Here is an 18,925-nt window from a genome sequence, read left to right on the forward strand (position 1 = left end):
CCCGGCGCGTTAACCGCCGGCCTGCGCCGCGAGCGCCGGCGCGTCGGGCCGGTCGGCGCAGTACACCCTCGCTCCGCGCTGCATGAGCGAGGCGATCGCGTCGAGCGCGTCCGTCCAGGCCTTCCGGTGCTCGGGCGTCCAGTCGGCGGCGGCGACCTCGGCCATCGCGGTGATCAGCGCGTCGGCGACCCAGGGGTACATCGCATCCGTGACGCCGTAGTCGACGTGCTTGGCCCCCATCGCCATGAGCTTCTCCTCGATCCAGGACGCATCCTCCAGCCGGTCGATGACCGCGACGAGCGCCTCCGCGAGCATCTTCTCCTGCTGCTCCGCGCTGTTGCGCCCGAAGAGCGGCTTCACCTGCGGATACCGCGAGAACAGGATTCCGTAGAAACGGTGTGTGAGGTTGGGCTCCCTCTCGATCACGAGCGCGAAGCTCTCCCGCAGCAGGTCCACGTTCAATCCCATGACAACCCTCCGAGCCGGGCGCTGTGCCCGCGCGCCAGTAGTCTTCGCCGTCCAGTTCAACCGCCGGCGCGCGGGATATCGCACGGGCCGTGCCAGGGGCGTTTCTCCGGCAGATCACGCCGATCCCGCCGGGCGGGCGCGCGCCGCGACCGGCGACGGTTTCCTCCGGGAAACCCGGTCCGCGGCCGCGCGCGGCAGCCCGGCGGCGCCACGCCCGCGATATCCCGCGAAATGCCCTGGCCGCGCTTGCCCCGCCGGACCCCAGGGTGTTTCCTGCGGTGGTTTCCGGAAGGAAACCGCCGTCGTATCCGTCTCCTCGAGGAACCCGCGTGACCCTGCTCGACGCCGTGCTCAGCCTGTCCGAAGCGACCGCCCGCGACGAGGTGCTGCAGCGGATCCTGCGCGCGCTCGCGGAGGTGACGGCGGCCGACGCGCTCTCGGTGCTCGCGGCCGCCGAGGACGGGTCGGTCGGCGTCGCCGCGCAGATCGGGCTGTCGCCAGCCGCCCTGGGGATCAGCTTCCGGCCCGCAGAGCACCCGCGGCTCCGCAGGGCGACGCTCGCGGACGGGCCGATCCGGTTCCTCGATCCGAGCGAGCCCGACCCGTACAGCGGCTGGCTGCTCGGCAGCGCCGGCGAGATCCACCCGATCCACGCCTGCATGGCCGTCCCGCTCCGCGTGCAGGGCCGCCTCGCCGGGCTGCTCACGCTCGACGCCTGCGATCCCCACGGCCTCCGCGGCCTGCGCGACGAGGACGCCCGCGTGTTCGCGGGGCTCTGCGCCGGCGCGCTGCGGCTCGACGCCGGCCCCGCCCCAGCCCTCGCCACGGAGGCGCGCCGGGCGCCCGGCCGCGCGCCCGGCGGCCCGGCGCTGCCCGGCCGGTCGGCGGCGATGCAGCGGATCGAGCGCGAGATCGCGGCGCTCGCTCCGCTGCCCGTGCCGGTGCTCGTCACGGGCGAGACGGGTGTGGGCAAGGAGCTCGTCGCCCGCGCGCTCCACGAGCGGTCGCCCCGGGCGAACCGAGCGCTCGTGATCGTCAACTGCGCGGCGATACCGGCTCAGCTGGTCGAGTCGGAGCTCTTCGGCCACAGGAAAGGCGCCTTCACCGGCGCCACGGCGGCGCGCGCCGGCAGGTTCGAGGCGGCGCACGGCGGGACGATCTTCCTCGACGAGATCGGCGAGCTCCCGCTCTCGGCCCAGGCGCAGCTCCTGCGCGCGCTGCAGGAGGGGGAGATCCAGCCCGTGGGCGAGGATCGGGCACGCCGCGTCGAGGCGCGGGTCGTCGCGGCCACGAACCGCGATCTCCGGCGGGAGGTCGCCGAAGGGCGCTTCCGCGCCGATCTGTTCCATCGGCTCTGGGTCTATCCGATCTGCGTGCCGCCCCTGCGCGAGCGGCGCGAGGACATCCCGGCGCTCTGCGAGCGCTTCGCCGCGGAGCTCGCGGCCGAGCTCGGCGCCGAGCGCGTGGACTTCACCGAGCCAGCGCTGCTCGCGCTCGCGCAGGGCGCCTTTCCAGGCAACGTCCGCGAGCTGAAGAACACCGTGGAGCGCGCCGTGCTGCGCCGGATGATCGCGGAGGGCAAGGGCGCCGCCGGCAGGCGGCTCGTGCTGCGGCGCGAGGACGTCGCCCCCGTCGAGGCCGTCGTCGGGGGCGCGGCCGAGCGCTCCGGCGCGCCGCTGGTCGCCCCCGCCGGAGAGCCGCTGTGGCTCGGGGACACGCCGCGCGAGGAGCCCGTGGAGCCGCTGGTCGAGACGCTGGAGAGGGCGCGTCGTGAGGCGTTCGTGCGCGCCTTCCGGGCGGCCGGCGGCAACGCGGCGATGGCGGGCCGGCTGCTCGGGCTGAGCCGCTCGTTCGCCTACAAGGAGGCGGTGCGCCTCGGGCTCGTCCCCGCGCCCAGGCCGCGCCAGCGCTGAGCAGACCGCGCCAGCGCTGAGCAGATCGAGAGACGCCGTCTCCTCGACGGGCGAAGCTCAGCGCCCCTGCTCCGGCACGCCGATCCCCTCGAGCGGCACCCGCGCGAGCGCGGTGTAACGCGACCCCTTCGGGGTCAGCTCGCTCTGGTAGACGATGAGCTCGCGGATCTGCGTCTCGCCGAAATCGACGCCCCCGATCGCCTGCGCGCACGCGTCGAGCGCCGGATCGCCGCGCGGGTCGCGCGATCGCGCGAGCGTGAGGTGCGGCTCGAACGGCCGATCCTCCGGCACGTACCCCGTGGACAGCGAGAGCGCCTGCTCGAGGTCGCGGTGGATGGCGGTCAGGGCGCTCACGGCGCCGCCGACGCCGAGCCAGAGCACGCGCGGCCGGCGCCGCGTGCCGAACGCGCCGCCCTTCTCGATGCGCAGCGTGAGCGGCCGATGGAAGGCGGCGACGCTCCCGGCCGCGGCGATGACGAGCGGCAGCCGCTCCTCTCCGATCTCGCCCATGAAGGCGAGCGTGATATGCAGCCCGGCCGGCTCCACCCACTTGGCGGACGGAGCCCGCGGCGAGAGCTCCCGGAGGAGCTCTCCGACCTTGGCGAGGAGCTCGGCTCCCGGATCAACAGCGACGAAGACGCGCACAGCTCACCTACGCACCCTAGGCCCGATTACCACCCACAGACTTCACCCTTGTTCTGCTCCTTGAGCCACCTCCACAGGGGCTCGAAATACTCCAGCATCGCGCCCGGGTCCGCCTCGGACTCGCCCGTCATCGCCCGCATCGCCTCCTGCCACGGGCGGCTCGCGCCGAGCGACAGCATGGCGCGCAGCTTCTCGCCCGCGGCCTTGTTGCCGTAGATCGAGCACGCGTGGAGCGGCCCCGTGTGCCCGGCCGCCTTGCACAGCGCGCGGTGGAACTGGAACTGGTAGACGCGCGCGAGGAAATACTGCGTGTACGGGCTGTTCGCGGGGACGTGGTACTTCGCCCCCGGATCGAAATCCGCCTCGGTGCGGGGCACCGGCGGCGCGACGCCCTGGTACCGGAGCCGCAGCGCCCACCACGCCTTGTTGTAGTCGGCCGGCCTCGTCTTGCCCGAGAAGACGTCCCACCGCCACTGATCGATGAGCTTGCCGAACGGGAGGAACGCCACCTTGTCGAGCGCCTGCTTGAAGAGGAAGTTGATGATCCCCTTCTCGCCCTCAGGCACCTTGTCGAGCAGCCCCAGCGTCTTCAGGTAAGCCGGCGTCACCGAGAGGGCCAGCGTGTCCCCGATCCCCTCGTGGAAGCCGTCGTTGGCGCCCTCCTGGAAGAGGATCGGGAGCTCGTGGTACTGGTGGTAATAGTACACGTGCCCGAGCTCGTGGTGGATCGTGATGAGATCCCCCTCGGTGATCTCGGTGCACATCTTGAGGCGGAGATCGTCCCGAGCGCCCACGTCCCAGGCGCTCGCGTGGCAGACGACGTCGCGATCCGCGGGCTTCTTGAGGAGCGACCGCTCCCAGAACGTGGCCGGCAGCGGGTCGAAGCCGAGCGAGGTGAAGAACCGCTCGCCGAGCGAGACCATCCGCTTCTCGTCGAGCTTCTTCGCCTTGAGCTTCCTCGTCACGTCGAGCGAGGGCTGGCCCTTGTACGGCTCCATGAGCGCGTAGACGTTCGACCACTCCTGAGCCCACATGTTGCCGAGCAGGTGGGCCGGGATCGGGGCCCTCTCGCCGATCCTGTCCTTGCCGTAAATCCCGCGCAGCCGCGCGCGCACGTAGCAGTGCAGCTCGTCGTAGAGCGGCTTCAGCTTGCCCCAGAGCCGCTCGGTCTCGGCCTCGAACGCGTCCGGGGGCATGTCGTACCCCGCCCGCCAGAGCGCGCCCACGTCGGCGAAGCCGACCTCCGCGGCGCCCTTGTTGCCGAGGGCGACGTACCGCTCGAATTTCGGCCGGATCGGCGGCGCGATCGCGTGCCAGCCCGTCCACGCCTCGAGCAGCTCGTCCCACTTGCGGCTCGTCTTCAGGATGTTCGAGAGCTCGTCGAGCGCGAGGCACCTCGGGGGCGTCATGCCGCTCACGGTCCCGGGCCGCTCGGCCTTGCCCGGAGGGCAGTATTTGCCCTTACCGTACAGGCTCATCATCTCGACCGCGAGCGCGGCGAGCTCCGCGCGCTCCGCCGGGTCGCCCGGGGCGGGCAGCGTGGTCGAGGTCTTGAGCAGCGAGAGCTGGCGCGCGAGTTCCCCGGGCAACACGAGGCCGTCGAAGCGCCTCGCCGCCTTCATCGTGCGGTTGAGGTACGCCATGACCTCCTCCTCGGCCGAGGCGGAGATCGCGTCCGTGTCGTCGGTGAGGAAGGTCTGGTTCACCCAGGCCGCACGCGACGCCCGGAGGTGCAGCCGGCGCAGCTCCCTGTCGACGCCGGCCAGGAAGGCCTGCGCCTCCGCCGGGCTGGGGGGCGCGGGCTCGGACGGCGCGGCTCTCGGCGTTGCGAGCGTCGCGGGCGCCGCCGTGGGCTCGATCGCCGCGGGCGCCTCCGCGCTCGGGCCCGGTGGATCCGCCGGGGGCGACGCGGCCCCGCTGCAGCCCGGACCGACGCCGAGCGCGGCGAGCACCAGAAGGGGCAGGATCGCCGTCCGGGCGAACGCGTAACGGACCACGGGCCCTTCATACACGCCGGGCCGTGCCGAGGGAACCAGGAGCGACGTGCGATCGGTGCCGCTCGCTCCGCGGCTGCCCCCGCCCACGGCCGGAAGCAACCGCCCGCAGTGACAGGTGCCAAGCCGCCGTGAACTGCCGTTAGAATGTCGCCCCACGATGAGGAATGCGCTCGCATCCAGGCCCACGACCTCGACGGTCCGCGACCTCGCCGCCCCGACCGGCGCCTCGCTCGCCAGCGACCGCGGAGGCGAGCCGCCGCGCGCGCGCGCACCGGGCAAAAACCATGAGTGAGATCGAGAATTTCTCGTTCGTGATCGCGGGCGAGCTCGCCGGGATGGCCTACCCGCATGCGCCGGGCGCGCTCGACGAGCTCGCGGCGCTCGGCTTCCGCAGCCTCGTGTCGCTCTCGCGGCGGGCGCCGCCGCCGCACGCGCTCGGGCCGCTGATCCACCTGCACTGCCCGCTCGCCGACTTCACGCGCATCCCGAGCGTGGACCTCCTGCGCGCGGTGGCGTTCCTCGGCCGGGCGCCGAAGCCGGCCGCCGTCCACGGCGAGGGCGGCGTCGGGCGCACCGGCGTGGTGCTCGCGTGCCGCCTGGTGTCGCTGGGCCGGTCGTCGGCCGAGGCGATCGCCGAGGTGCGGCGCGCGCGGCCCGGGTCGATCGATCACCCCGAGCTCGAGACGTCGGTCGAGGAGTTCGAGCTCTTCTACCGGAGCGAGCAGGAGCAGGCGACGCCGGTCCCCTTCAACTTCGCGCCCGCGTCGCCGCTCGACCGCGTCGTGCACGGCGCGGAGCGCCCCGGCTTCGGGATGCCGCTCTGGTCGACCTCCGGGATCCGCTCGTCCGTGCTCGCGCCGCCGAGCACCGCCGACGCGCCCGATCCGAGCGACACGCCCGTGGAGTCGTGGCTCGGCTTCATGGCCCGGCAGGGCATGCGCGAGGTGCTCTGCCTGCTCGACGAGGGCGAGCTGGCGTCGCACCGGATCCCGCTGCTCGGCCGCTACCAGCGCGAGTTCCTCCGCGTGACGCACGTGCCGCTCGAGGGCGGCGCGCTGCCCACGCCGGAGGCGCTGGAGAGCGCGCTCGCCGCGCTGCGGCGCGCGGAGGCGGGCGGCGCGCCCATCGTGGTGCACTGCGCGTCCGGCGCCGGCCGCACGGGCGTCGTGCTCGCGGCGTGGCTGCGCGCCCGGCACGGCCTCGCCCCCGACGCGGCGATCGCGGCCGTCCGCGAGCACGCGCGGCACTTCGGCGCGCGCCGCGAGCCGCTGAAGGCGGGCCCGGGGGTGCGGGATCTGCTCGCGAGCGTGCCGGCGCGCGGGTGAGCACGTCCCACGCGACGCGGGCGAGCCTGGCTCACGCGTCGCGCGGGCGAGCCCGGCTCACCCGGCGCGGGTGAGCCGGGCCCACGCGTCGCGCGGGCGAGCCTGGCTCACGCGGCGCGCGTTTCCCCGGCCTTCAGCGCCCGCTGCTCGCGGTACATGCGCAGGGCGAACGCGCCGGCCGGCTCGGCGCGCAGGGCCTCGACGAGCGCGCCGAGGGCGGCCGGCACCTCGCCGGGGGCGGGGAGCGGCACCGGATAACCGTCGGGCAAGATCACCGGGGCGGCGAGCGCGGCGAACGTGAGATCGGCGGCCGAGAACCGGTCGCCGGCGAGGAACGGGCGGCCGTCGCGCAGGCGCTCGTTCACGGCGTCGAAGACGGCGCGGAGCTTGCCGAGCGAGCGCTCGGCGCCGGCGGCGTCGATGCGCATCGCGCGGTTCATGAGCGCGCGGACGGCCGGGAAGTACACGCGGAACGCGCCGCGCCGGAGCCACCAGGGCGACGCCGCGCCGGCGCCCTCGGGCAGGGGGAACGACCGCGCGAGCAGCGTGTACGAGAGCGCCTCGTCGGGCAGCAGGTGGTAGTAGACGACGCGGCGGGTCGCCGGGCCGAGCTGGCGGTCGAAGCGCTCCTCGAGCGACGCGACGTCGTCGCGGCGCGGGTCCGGCTCGCGGAAGAACAGCGCGTGCTCCGACGGGACGAAGCCGTCGGCGTAACGCAGGATGTCGGTCGAGTCGCGGAGCGCGCCCGCGCGGGTGACGAGCACCGGGACGGTGCGGCCGCCGCCCGCGCGCAGCGCCGGGACCGCGTGGCCGAGCGGCGGGTAGGCGTCCTCCCGGTACGGCACCCCGGCGCGATCGAGCGCCCACCGCGCCTTCTCGCAGTAGTGGCTGAACGGGATGGTGACGAGGCGGAAAGGCGCGCCGGCGCCGGGCTCGGACATGAGGACCTCCGCGGTCGTGTGCGCGCCCTCCGGGGCGCGCGTCAGCGCCGGATCTCGAAGAGGTGGATGCCGTACGCGGGCAGCTCGACGCCGAGGCCGCGCGACTGGTCGACGAGCTCGTCGCCGTCGCGCGGGTGCTCGTTGCCGCTCATGAGGTCGACGAGCAGGACCTTGCGCCCGGCGATGCCGGCGATGTCGAGCGGGATGCGGCACCCGCTGCGCGACGGGGCAAAGTTGACCACCGCCACGAGCGGCGGGGTGGCCCGCGGCGCGCCGCGCGCCGGGACCGGCTCCCACCGGTACGCGACGAACGCGTCGCAGCCGGCGCCGCGCGGGGTGAGCGTCGCGAAGCTCCCGGTGCGCAGGATGGGGCGGCGCACGGCGGCGAGCAGCCGCTCGTGGAACGCGAGGCACGCCTGATCGACCGGCTCCTCGGCGGCGCGGGCGAGGTGGAGCGAGGCGCGCACCTGCCGCCCCTCGAGCTGGCCGTGGTGGATGAAGCGCATGCCCGGCACCGTCGCGGCGATGAACTCCGCGGCCCGGCGCCGGTCGGGCGGGAGCACGGCCGCGATGCGCGGCTCGTCGTGGTGCTCGATGAAGCGGATGCTCCGCCGCTGGTAGTCGGGCGTCGCCGCGAGGTGGCCGCGGACCGAGGACGCCGAGGCGTGGCTCAGCCGATCGTAAAGGCTCTTGTCGAAGGTATAGTCGAACCCGAGCATCTGCAGGTTCCACTCGAGGTCGCCCTGGGCCTCGGCGAGGAAGGCGAAGCTCGGGTGCTCGCGGCGCACGGCGTCGATGGCCTCGGCCCAGAACTCGCCGCTCGCCTCGGCCTGCCGCGGCGCCGGCGGCCGCTTCGACCAGGTGCGCCGGAAGACGTCGTCGAGCACGAGCGCCGCCATGTCGCAGCGCACGCCGTCGCAGCGCGACGCGACGCTGCGGAGCGCCTCGATCGAGGCGGCGCGCGTGGCGGCGAGGCGGTAGTCGAGCTGCGCCGTGTCAGGCCACGGCGGGAAGTAGGGGTCGCGCCCGGCGAGCGGGGCGCCGTCGTCGCCGCGGAGGAAGTACTCCGGCTTCTCCTTCACCCAGTGGTGATCGCGCGCGACGTGGTTGGGCACGAAGTCGAGGACGAGCCCGACGCCGCGCGCCGCGAGGCGCCGGCGCAGATCGGCGAGCGCGGCGTCGCCGCCGAACGCGGGGTTCACCTCGTACCGCGCGACGGCGAACGGGGAGCCGACCACGTCGGCCTCCGTCCAGTCCGGGAGCACGCGGTCGTACTCGGCGCGGAGGTCGGGGTTCGCGAGCGACAGGCGCGGGCCTTCCTGCCCGAGCGTCCACACGCCCATCAGGTACACGTAGTCGACGCCGAGCGCGGCGAGCCTGTCGAGCGCCGCGTCGGGGACGCTGGCGAGCGTGACCCTGGCCTTCGCGGCGCGGGACAGCTCGTGGAGCCAGACGCGCGCGAACACGGCGTACAGCAAGGGGTGCTGGTGGGCAGGGACTAGGGAGCTCATCGATTGAGTTGGGACGGCGGGCCCGCGAGGCAGTCGTGGGCAGGCGGCGTCGGCGGGGATTGTCTGCGCGCTCGGGTGGTCACCGCAAGGGCGATCGCGCGGCGCGCGATCGCCGACGAGCCGCGCGCGGACGTCCCGCGCGGAGGTCGCTGCGCGGCGGTCCGTCCGCCCGGGCTTCCGGCGGCGGCGCTCGGGCGCGTTACAGCGATCCGCGGCGCGGGCGGCGCCTGCGGGCGAGCGCGGCCACCGCGCCCAGCGCCGCGATCGGCAAGGCGAGCGGCGCCGCGCCGTCCTCCGGCGAGAGCCGGCAGCCGCAGCCGCCCTGCTTCGGCTCCACCGGGGGCGGCGCCTCGTCGGGCGGAGCGTCGCCGGACGGCGTCTCGTCGGACGGCGCCGAGGCGACGGGCTCGGTCTCCGACTCGGAGGATCCCTTCTCGCCGCCGGCGGCCTCGCTCTTGTCGCCGCCGGCCGCGTCCGCCTTCTCGTCCTTCTTCTTTTTCTTCTCGCCGGTGAAGACGATCGCGCGGCGATCCATGATCTCGTTCTCGCCCTGCAGGGTGATCTTCTGCTTCGGGCCCATCTGCACGCCGTCGCTGACGCGCTTGATCACGAGCTCGTACTCGCCGGCCTCGAAGCCGTGATCGCGCCGGAGGACGAAGTCGAACTTGGTGATCGCGAAGACCTTGCCGGTGCCGTCGGAGAAGCCGACGTCCATGCTCTCGTTGATCGACTGCTGGTTGTGGAGCGGGATCCGGTTGAGGATCGGCTTGTCCGGCGACTGGTCGGTGAGCGCCCGCTCGTAGTGCACCGTGGGCGTGAACGAGAACAGCATCGGGATGTGCCCGAGGTGCGGCGTCCCTCCGTAGTTGATCGTCATCTTGAGCTTCCACCGCCCGTCGGTCTCGGTGGGCGAACGATCGGCGATGGTGACGGTGCCGGCCGCGCGCGCCGCGCTCGCGGGCAGCCACGCCCCGAGCAGGGCGAGCGCGGCGGCGACGAGGCGCGCGAGCAGGAGCCGGCGGCCGCCGCCGGGGAGGCGGCGCGCCGCGCGGGGATGGGCGTGAGATCGAGGCTCCGCGCGCTGACGACGCGCGCCGAGCTGGTGCAGGTGACCGGTTCGAGGTCGGGCGGTTCGCATGCGCAGCACGCTACCAGGGATTTCGGGAGAGCGAGGCGCACACGAGAGGGCCCGGCGGCGCGCGGGGCGCGGCAGAGGCGACGGCCGCGACGCGCATCTCCGCCGCGCATCGCGGCCACCTCAGCCCGGGGACGAGCGCTGCGCGTGGGCGACGCGCGCCGCGTCCACCTCAGTCCGGGAACCAGAGCAGCGCGTCGGACGTGGGCTGGTAGCAGGCCTGGCGGCCGGCTTCCTCGTTGTCGGTGCAGCTCGCCGTCTCCAGGCAGTCGACGATCTCGTAGCGGCCGGAGGCGTTGTAGATGGTCGTGAACATCGCCCGCTGGGCCGACTCGAGCTTGCTGAAGGCGCTCTTGCAGGTGGCGACCGGGACGTTCTCGCAGCGCAGCATGCGCGCGCAACGGGCCTCGACCACGGGCTTCGCCACCGGGTCGTCCGGGTTGATGTTGACGGCCACCTCGTCGTTGCACTCCAGGATGATCTGGCTCCGGTCCGGCGAGCTCTCGGTGGCGGCCTCCATGCGGCGCGAGAAGCAGCTCGTCATCGCGCGGAGGTACGTGGGCGACGCGGTCGGGAACGCGGCCTTGCAGGCGTTCATGTGCTCCCAGGATTTGCCGGCGCGCTGGAGCTTGGCGAGCGCGGCGCACCACTCGGCCTGGGCGGCGATCACGCCGTCGCGGTCGGGGAAGTTGGTGGGCCTCTGCGGACAAGCGGTGAGCAGGCCGAACATCGACGCGGCCACCGCGATCGGCAGGGCCAAGGATCGAAGGGCGGGCATGGGGCGACCCTAGCACGAGTGCACCGCCGGCGCGGAGCCTCCGAGAGCCACGCCGTCGCTCAGGGCCGGTCCGGCAGGAGCGAGCACCGGAGCCGGGCGCCTCCGCCCTCGCGGGGGCGGAGCGCGGCGGCCCCGCCGGGGCCGAGGACCGCGCTGAGGTCCGAGGGGGCGGAGGCGCCCGCGGCGACGGCGCGGAGCTCGATGGCCTCCACGCACAGGGCGCCGCGGCCGCCGGCGAGCAGCGCCGTCGCGGGGGCGTCCTCCTCGAGCAGCGGCGCCCCGCTCCTCGAGGCCACGCGGAGCGTGGCGGGCAGCTCGGCGAGGAAGCGGTAGGATGGCCGCGCGCCGCCGCAGCCCTCCGGGCCGATCTCGGCGAGCGACGCGAGGGAGCCGAGCGGCTCGAGCGGGCCGACCTGGCCGCGCTCGACGTCGAGCGGCCCCGCGAACACCTCCCCGGAGGCGACGGAGTAGCCGGCGACCGCGAAGCCGGGCGCGTCGAGGCGCCGGGCGAGCGTGAGCCGCGCGCCCGCGACGCCGGAGACGGGCGCGAGGCCGGCGATCTCGAGGGTGCCGTGCCGCCCGGCGAGGAGGAGGGTCCGCTTGCCCGCGTCGAAGGCGAGCAGGTCGCCGCCCGGCAGCTCGCCCGTGGCGGCGATCGCGCCGGCGTGCTCGAACGGAAGCAGCGCGGGCGCCGCCGCGCCCGCCCGCGCGCGCCGCCCGGGCGGCCCGCGGAAGAGCAGCAGGAGGTCGACCGGCGCCGCCGCGCCGGGCCCGAGCAGCACCGGGACGACGGCGCCGGTGGGGTCGGCGAGCGAGGCGCCGCGGATCGACAGGCGCCGGGGCGCGGCGGCGCCGGCGAAGGGCAGGAGCACGCGGGCGGAGAGCGCGCCGTCGCGGGGCGCGCCGAGGGGGGAAGACGGGGAGGTCCACAACGAGATGACCGGGGGCGCGGCGTCCGGGGGCCGGATCGCGGCGGGGGCGCCCGGGGCGGCGGCGTGAGGAAAGGACGCGGGCCGGCGCGGCGCGGCGGCCGGCGCAAAGGACGGGGGGTCGTCATCGAGCCGGCAGGAGAGGAGCGGCGGGGGGGCGGCCGGGGGCGCGGGGCTCGCGGCCGGGGTGTAGGGCGGCGGCGCGCGGCGCGGCGGCGGCGGAGGCCCGCCCCAGCCGAGGCGGACGAGCCCTTGATCCCCCATGGCGCAGCCGATCGACGAGCAGGCGAAGGGGGTGCCCGCGTCGAGCGGGGGCTCGATCCCGCGCGCGGGGGGCGCCTCGACGGGGCGCCACGAGCTGCCGCCGTCGGTCGACTCGAAGAAGGCGGGCGGGTCGGCGGCGGTGGCGGCGAGCGCGAACCGGCCGCCGACGACGACGTGCGCGACGGCATCCGGGAGGGCGAAGACCGCGACGGCGCCGTCCGCGCCGACGCGCACGCCGGCGACGCGGCCGCCGCGGCGGCGCGAGAGCGGAGGCGCGGCGGCCGCGGGCGAGGCGTCGCGCGCGGGCTCGTCCAGCCCGGGCGGCGCGCCGCCGGCGGGGGCGCCGGCGTCGGCCGCGTCGGGCAGGTGGATCCAGCCGCGCACGGCGCCGTCGTCGTCCTCCCAGAAGTCGGTGTCGACCAGGCGCGGCGACGCCGCGGGGTCGGCGAGCGCGGGGAAGAGGCCGCCCCGCAGCGCCGGGTCGTCGCCGCGCGCGTGGATCATGCGGACGCCCTCGGAGGAGCGCGCGGCGCGCCGCTCGCTCCGGCGGGCCCGCGGGCCCAGCACGAGCGCGGTGACGGCGCCGCGCTCGCCGGGGATCCAGCGGTAGAGGCCGCGGGCGTCGTCCCCCTCGATCCAGCGCTCGACCCAGTGGCCGTCGCCGACGCGCACGCACACGCGCGCGGCCTGATCCTCGCCGGGCTCGCGCCGAGGGGGCGGCGGCCGGGCGGCGGTCCAGGGCGACCGATCGTCGTCGTCCGGCGCGGCCTCCGCCGGGCGCTCCGGGAAGTCGTGCAGCCCCGGCGGCGTGCTCCCGCACGGGCCGGCGAACGCGAGGCGGCCGCGGTCGTCGCCGAGGAAAGCTGCAGGCGGGGGCGCGAGCGGATCGGGGTCGAGGCCGCGGGAGGGGAACGTCGCCTCCAGGGTCGGCGCGGAGAGCGTCGTCTCGAGGCGGAGCACCTGCGCGGCCTCGTGCGCGCACGCGAGCAGGACGCCGTCGCCGGCCCGGAACGGCTGGCAGCGGGCGTAACGCGGGTCGAGGCCGGCGATCGCCGCCTCGTCGAGGGGCCGCGCGGTCGCCGCGGCGAGGACGGCGAGGTCGCCGTCGCGGGCCACGAGCACCCTGCCGCCGGGGAGGAGGGCGCCCGTCGCCGCCGCCAGCGCGACCACCTCGGGGGCGCGCGCGCGGCGCGCGGAAGCGTCGCCCAGCGGGTCCGGCGCGGGCGGGAGGTGCAGCGAGGCCGGCGGCGCGTCGCGCGGCGGAGCGGGCGGGGCGGGCACGAGGCCGGCCGCGGTGACGTGGAGCGCGGGCCCGCCGGACGGCGCGAGCAGCGCGACGGCGCCGCTCGCCTCGGACAACATCGCCGTCGCGAGCCCGCGCGCCTCCAGCACGTCGATCCAGGAGGCGCCCCCGTCGAGCGTCACCGTGGCGCGTCCGACCATGTCGAGGCGCGCGGCGCGGCGCGCGTCGAGGGCCACCGCGTCGGCGACGCCGGCGACCCCGAAGCGGCGCACGGAGAGCGTGGCCGGGTCGACCTCGAGGAGGCCCCGGTCGCTGCGCAGGAGGATCGACGCGAGGTACGGCCGCGCGCCCCCGGGCGCGCCGACGTCGGCGATGGGCGCGAGCTCGCCGAGGAACTCGCGGGCGCGGTAGACGCGGCCGTCGGACCAGAGGACGAACCCGCCGCCGAGGCGCGCCGGGATCGACCGGAACCCGCGGAGCGGCTCGGGCGCGGGCGCGGCGGCGAGCACGACGCCGCCCTCGAGGCGCACGCGGAGGCCCTCGTAGAGCGCGGGCTCGGGGCGGGGATCCGGCGAACCGTCGCCGTCGGCGCCGGCGCCGTCGAGGAGGACGCCGGCGCCCTCCGTGAGGACGTAACGCGCCGGAGAGGGCGGCGGCGGCGCGGCGGGCGCGGCGGCGCGGGGCGCGGCGGGCCGGGGGGAGCGCTCCGGTGCGGCGCTGCAGGCGGCGGCGCCGCACGCGGCGGCGCCGCACGCGGCGGCGAGCGCGAGCGCGGCGAGGAGGCCGGCGCGGGAGGTCGGCGCGGCGGCGCCAAGCGCGCGGCGCACGAGGAGATCGCCGCGCCGCCTCACCGCGCGACCCCCGCGCACCGCACCGGCTGCCGGATCTCCTGCCCGTGCAGGACGAGCACGAGCGTGCCCGCGCCCGCCGCCCGCGCCGGCTCGGCTCGCACCGCCCGAGCCGGGTCCGGGCGCCCGCGCGCGCCCCGGTCGGCGAGGCCGCCGGGCGCGTCGAGGGACGCGACGGGCGACGGCCCCGCGAAGCGCGCGATGAGCTTCTTCACCGTCCCGGCCGGCTCGTAATAGCCGAGGTCGGGCTCGTAGCGCTCGTCCCGCACGTTGATCTCCACCGCGTCGAGGCACGCGCGGTCGCGCGACCACCGGATCACCGCGACGCCGGCCGTGCCGGCCCCGGTGATCCCCGGCAGGGTGCCGGGATCGAGGCCGATCTCCGAGGCGAACGGCAGGACCACGCGGGCCTCGTCGCGGCGCGGCGCGCAGCGCGGATCGTTCCCCGCGACGATCTCGCCGAGCGGCGCGAGCGCCTCCTCGGGACCGAAGGTGCCGCGCTCCGGATCGACGGGCGAGAGCACCGCGCCGCCGGCCCCGTCCACCGCCACGAAGACCGGCTCGCGAGACGCGCGCGCGCCCGCGCCGTACACGAAGCGCGCGCCCGCGCCGTGCACGAAGGGCGCTCCCTCCGGCGCGGTCCGCACGTCGCGCGCGGTGCGCTGCACGTAGAGCTCCCGGAGCGCCGGCGGCGCGGCGCCGCTCGCGTGCGGCGCGCCCGCCGGCCCCGCGCGCCGCGGCCCCGCGCCGCCGCGGAGCTCGGCCGCGAGCACCGCGAGCCGGTCGTGCCAGGGGCTCAGGAGCACCACGCGGTCGCCGAGATCGACGCCGACCGACGGGCGAGGGGCGCAGCCGCCGATCGGCCGCGTCACGCGCGCGGCGTCGAGCAGGTCGGCGAGGCACACCTCCTCCGGGCCGACCGCGACGGGGGCGACGCGCCCGCCGCCGTCGATCACGAACCCGAGCTGCGCCTCGTACGGACGGTAGACGAGGCTCGCGAGCCCGGCGCCCGGGAGCGGCACGCTGGCGCGGCGGATCTCGGCGCGCGCGTCGAGCGGCGCGATCCAGGCGAGCTCCGCGTCGGCGCCCGGCGCGAGCGGCGCGCCGATCGAGGCCGGCAGCGTCAGCGCCCCGAGCGTGCCGAGCCGCAGCGGGCTCGTGCGCAGCGCCGGCGAGCGCGCGGCGACGGCGCCGAACCCGTACGACTCCGGGACGCGCGCCGCCGCGACGGGCCCCGCGAAGGTGCACGCGAGCCGCGCGAGCGGCGGCGGAGGCACCGGCCGCGCCGCGCGCGAGGCCACGCCGCGCCCCGCGGCGCCGCGCGCGGGCGCGGCCGCGGCGAGCGGCTCCGGCGCGACCGCGCCGGGCGGGTGGGCGGCGCCCGGCGCCGCGGCGGAGGGCGCCGCCGACGCCCACCCGAGCCGGAGGAAGGCGCCGACGCGGCAGCCCACCGCGGAGCAGCGCTCGATCGACGAGGACGACGCGGGCGACGAGGACCACGCGGGCGACGCGGGCGCGCTGCCCGGCGGCGGCGCGACGGGCACCCAGCGCTCGCCCCGGTCGGTCGTCTCGAAGAGCTCGCCGCGCTCGGTCTCCACGAGCGCGAACCGACCGGACGCCGCCATCGTCCGCGCCCGCTCGGGCAGCGGGCGGCGGCGCAGCCGGCCCGCGGCGTCGATCGCGAACGGCGCGAGGCCCCCCGCGCTGCCCGGGGCGGGGAGCCAGCCCTCGACGGCGCCGTCCGCGAGCGCGACGAGCGCGCGCGAGAGCAGCTCCGGGCTCCCGGCGGCGTACCGCGAGAGCGAGAGCGGCGGCTCGCCGCGCGCGAGGCGCACGACGCGCAGCGCGCCGCGCGCCTCGACGCGCTCGCCGTCGCGCAGGAACGCGCCGGGCCGCGCGACCAGGGCGACCGCGCCCCCGCCGCGGCGCGGGATCCACGCGAACACGAAGGTCGCGTCCGCCGGATCGAGGTGGTGCTCGACCCAGGCGCCCGGCCCGCGCCGCACGCAGAACACCGCGCTCCGCTGCGTCGAGCCGGGGACGATCGCCCCGCGCGAGATCGCGTCGAGATCGAGCTGCGGCCTCGGCGGCCCCTCGCACGGGCCGACGTAGCCGAGCGCCTCGCCGTCGACCCCGACGAAGCGGTCCTCGTCGCGCTGCGTTCCGGCCCGCAGCTCGAACGTGCGCTCGATCCGGAGCGCGCGCGCCGCGTCGCCGGCCGAGAGGTCCACCACGCTCGCGCGATCCGGGCCCGCGCAGACGGCGAGCAGCGCGTCGTGCGCGCGGAACGGCGCGCACTCGCCGCTGCCCGGCGGCAGGGCTGCGGCGGAGGTGGCGCGCCCGGTCGCGAGGTCGATCCGCCCGACGACCCCGTCCGCCGCGAGCACGGCCCCGCCGTCGGGCAGCGGCAGGCCCGAGGCGACGGCGTCGGCGAGCAGCGCGAACGGCGCGCGGCGGAGCCACCCGGGCTCGACGTCGACGGGCGGCGGCGCGCGCGGGGCGCGCGGCGCGCCCGGCCGGCCGCTCGGGTCGATGGCGCGCTCGAGGCCGCCGTCCAGCGTGACGACGATCTCGTCGCCGCGCACGTCGAGCGCGATCGCGTCGCCGAGCTCCGCGGTGACGTCGCGGTAGGAGGCGCCCGCGTCGAGCGTGAGGATCGCGCGCCCGAAGGCGGTGAGGCCGAGCGCGCGGCGCTCGCTCGCCGCCGCGGCGGCGACGATGGACGGCAGGCCGAGCGGCCGGAGGTCGCCGCTCCCGCCGCGGACGGCGAAGCTCCCGGCCGTCGTGATCAGGCCGATCCCATCGAGCCAAGGGAAGGCGCTGACCACGTCCCCCGGCAGGGCGGCGAGCTTGCGGAGCTCCCCGGAGAAGCTCTCGGCCGCGTAGACGTCGCTGCCGCTCCAGAACAGGTAACGCGCCGCGGGCGGCGCGCCGGCGCCCGCGCGCGCGCCTGACCACGAGGGGAACGCGGCGCCGCCGGTGAGCTCCGGTCCGCCGGAGCCCACCGGCTCCATCCGCTCGAGGCCGTACAGCTCGAGGCGGCGGCCGTCGAGGACGACCCGGTCGACGCCCTGGCCGCCGCCGTCCGCGGCCACACGCTCGACGAGGCCCTGCTCCGGCGGCGCGACGTACCGCGCGGGCCCCTGGGCGACGAAGGGGGGCGCGGCGCCGGCTGGCTCGGGCGCGCCGCGCGGCGGGGGCGCCGGCTCGGCCGCCCCGCAGGCCGCGAGCGCCGGCGCGGCGAGGAGCGCGAGCCGGGAGAGGGCGCGCGACGGCGCCCGCGGGGAGGCCGAGCCGGCGCTCGGGGCGCCCTGCCCTTTCCTTCTCCTCATCGTGTGGCGCGGGGTCCCGGGGGCGTTCACGGGGGGTGAGGGGACGGTAGCGCGAAGGGGAGCTCGGGAGGGTGGATTGCATCGTCGCGGGCGGTGCGGCGACGGCCTCGCGCAGGGCGGCGCGGCGCGCCGAGGCGCCGCTCCCGGGCGAACCGCGCCGGAGAACCATGCGAGAAGGCCGCTCGCGAGAAAACGACGTGGCCCCGGCTCCGGGGCGCCGCGTCGACCTTAGTCCGGGCGAAGACGACGCGGCCCGCGGCGAGGGCTGCGTTCCCCGCAGCCGAGGGTTCGACACGCCGAGGCGCCGCCCCGCGCGTGGACGGCGGCTGCCCGATGTCGAAGTCCAAGCAGGGACCTTTTCCCCGGAGAAGAGATCATGAGCTCAGTGGCCCCTTCTGTCCTCATTCCTGCGGCTCTCGTGTCCTCGCCCGCGTTCGGCTTCAGCTGCAGAGGCGCGGCGTCCGTAAGGAGACGACACTGCAAGCGGCGCGCAGCCGATCGAGAAGGAGATCGCGTACACGATCATCGGTGATGACGGGGCGAAGACCACCCTCCCCTTTGATGGTTTGCGGTGTCGTGGCTGTCCGGGATCGGCTCGCCTCCGAAAGCGACATGAGGATCGTGCTGTGAGGACGGACCTCGAGATAGCCGCATCGGAGCGGCATCACGTTGACGACGTGTTGTCGACGAGAATACGGTGCGCACCGCTGGGAGGTTCGCAACGATCGCTGGAGGATGGTCATGGCTTCCGTGAGCAGCTATCGTGCCCTGGTCCTGCCTGTCGCCTGGGGGATGCTCGCCGCGTGCGGCAATGGCTCTTCCCCGCCGGATCCGGCGCCGGTGACGACAACACCGCCCCGTCCGCCGGGTACGCCCGGCGGGCCTTGTGAGGTGCGTCGTGTCGATTCGAGCGCGACGGCGGTCCCAGCCGGTACGCCGTGTCCGGACAGCGATGTATGCAACGGCGACGAGACCTGCGACGGGAGAGGCGTGTGTGTCGCCGGCACGCCGCCTGCGGTCGATGATGGCAAGCCATGCACGGTAGATAGCTGCGATCCAGCGACCGGCGTTCGACATACACCGGTCCCGCGCGGCGCATCGTGCGCGGACGGCGATGCGTGCAATGGCGACGAGACCTGCGACGGCGCCGGCGTGTGCGCGGCTGGCACGCCGCCGGTGGTCGATGACGGGGACCCGTGCACGCTCGACACGTGCAATCCGAGCGCGGGGATCGCGCGCGTCTCGTGCTCGATGCTCGATCGAACGATCGCGACGGCGCTCGTCGACGCCTCCGCGTTCCTGTACAGCGGACCGAGTCCGGTGCAGATCGGCGTCGCGCCGGGCGTCATTGCACCGCACCGGGCGGCGGTCGTCCGCGGGCTGGTGCGCGGCACGGACGGCGCGCCGCTGTCCGGCATCACCGTCTCGATCGAGGGGCACCCCGAGTACGGCACCACAAGGACCCTCGCGGACGGCGCTTTCCTGATGGTCGTGAACGGCGGCGGACCGCTCCGGGTGATCTACGAAGCGGATGGCTACCTGCGCATGGCGAGGCTCGTCGACGTGCCATGGCAGGACTACGCGACCGCCGGCGAT

Annotated in this window: 11 protein-coding genes and 1 pseudogene; 3 read left to right on the forward strand and 9 right to left on the reverse strand. The window is 76.3% G+C overall.

The window, feature by feature from the left end; all coding sequences use genetic code 11:
- Positions 1-9 precede the first annotated feature (9 nt).
- Complete coding sequence (locus WMF43_RS29455) at positions 10-468, reverse strand: globin domain-containing protein (protein ID WP_437669648.1); 459 nt, start codon at positions 466-468, stop codon at positions 10-12.
- 329 nt (positions 469-797) lie between these two features.
- On the opposite strand from WMF43_RS29455, the gene WMF43_RS29460 reads away from it, so the two are divergent.
- On the forward strand, positions 798-2,381 hold the full coding sequence (locus tag WMF43_RS29460) for a sigma 54-interacting transcriptional regulator (protein WP_437669649.1): 1,584 nt from the start codon (positions 798-800) through the stop codon (positions 2,379-2,381).
- Between the two features lie 57 nt (positions 2,382-2,438).
- Here the strand turns inward: WMF43_RS29460 and thpR are convergent, their stop codons facing one another.
- Both thpR and WMF43_RS29470 read right to left on the reverse strand, forming a co-directional pair.
- Positions 2,439-3,026, reverse strand: coding sequence for an RNA 2',3'-cyclic phosphodiesterase (thpR, locus tag WMF43_RS29465; RefSeq protein WP_437669651.1), 588 nt, complete (start codon positions 3,024-3,026; stop codon positions 2,439-2,441).
- 26 nt (positions 3,027-3,052) lie between these two features.
- Entirely contained in the window at positions 3,053-5,023 is a 1,971-nt protein-coding gene (locus WMF43_RS29470; RefSeq protein ID WP_437669653.1) for a M2 family metallopeptidase, read from the reverse strand.
- Positions 5,024-5,307: 284 nt separating this feature from the next.
- Between WMF43_RS29470 and WMF43_RS29475 the strand changes: the two genes are divergently transcribed.
- Positions 5,308-6,348, forward strand: coding sequence for a phosphatase domain-containing protein (locus WMF43_RS29475; protein WP_437669655.1), 1,041 nt, complete (start codon positions 5,308-5,310; stop codon positions 6,346-6,348).
- 107 nt (positions 6,349-6,455) lie between these two features.
- On the opposite strand, the gene WMF43_RS29480 is transcribed toward WMF43_RS29475, so the two are convergent.
- From WMF43_RS29480 to WMF43_RS29505, 6 genes are all read right to left on the reverse strand, one after another.
- Positions 6,456-7,289: a glutathione S-transferase family protein gene (locus tag WMF43_RS29480; RefSeq protein WP_437669657.1), complete on the reverse strand. Its 834-nt coding sequence runs from the start codon at positions 7,287-7,289 to the stop codon at positions 6,456-6,458.
- Between the two features lie 41 nt (positions 7,290-7,330).
- The gene (locus WMF43_RS29485; RefSeq protein ID WP_437669659.1) at positions 7,331-8,800 is read right to left on the reverse strand and encodes an alpha-amylase family glycosyl hydrolase; all 1,470 of its coding nucleotides are present in this window, start codon (positions 8,798-8,800) and stop codon (positions 7,331-7,333) included.
- 199 nt (positions 8,801-8,999) lie between these two features.
- Entirely contained in the window at positions 9,000-9,938 is a 939-nt protein-coding gene (locus tag WMF43_RS29490; RefSeq protein ID WP_437669661.1) for an MYXO-CTERM sorting domain-containing protein, read from the reverse strand.
- Between the two features lie 169 nt (positions 9,939-10,107).
- On the reverse strand, positions 10,108-10,713 hold the full coding sequence (locus tag WMF43_RS29495) for a hypothetical protein (protein WP_437669663.1): 606 nt from the start codon (positions 10,711-10,713) through the stop codon (positions 10,108-10,110).
- A gap of 59 nt (positions 10,714-10,772) precedes the next feature.
- A complete protein-coding gene (locus tag WMF43_RS29500; protein ID WP_437669665.1) occupies positions 10,773-13,976 on the reverse strand; it encodes a hypothetical protein in 3,204 nt (1,067 codons plus the stop codon).
- A 20-nt stretch (positions 13,977-13,996) separates the two neighbouring features.
- Positions 13,997-17,329, reverse strand: coding sequence for a hypothetical protein (locus WMF43_RS29505; protein WP_437669667.1), 3,333 nt, complete (start codon positions 17,327-17,329; stop codon positions 13,997-13,999).
- 1,251 nt (positions 17,330-18,580) lie between these two features.
- Here WMF43_RS29505 and WMF43_RS29510 point away from each other — a divergent pair.
- A pseudogene (locus tag WMF43_RS29510) lies at positions 18,581-18,922 on the forward strand (hypothetical protein); the annotation flags it as partial.
- Positions 18,923-18,925: the final 3 nt, after the last annotated feature.

Origin of the sequence: Sorangium sp. So ce131 (assembly GCF_051519095.1) — a bacterium.
In the GTDB taxonomy this organism is placed as follows: domain Bacteria; phylum Myxococcota_A; class Polyangia; order Polyangiales; family Polyangiaceae; genus Sorangium.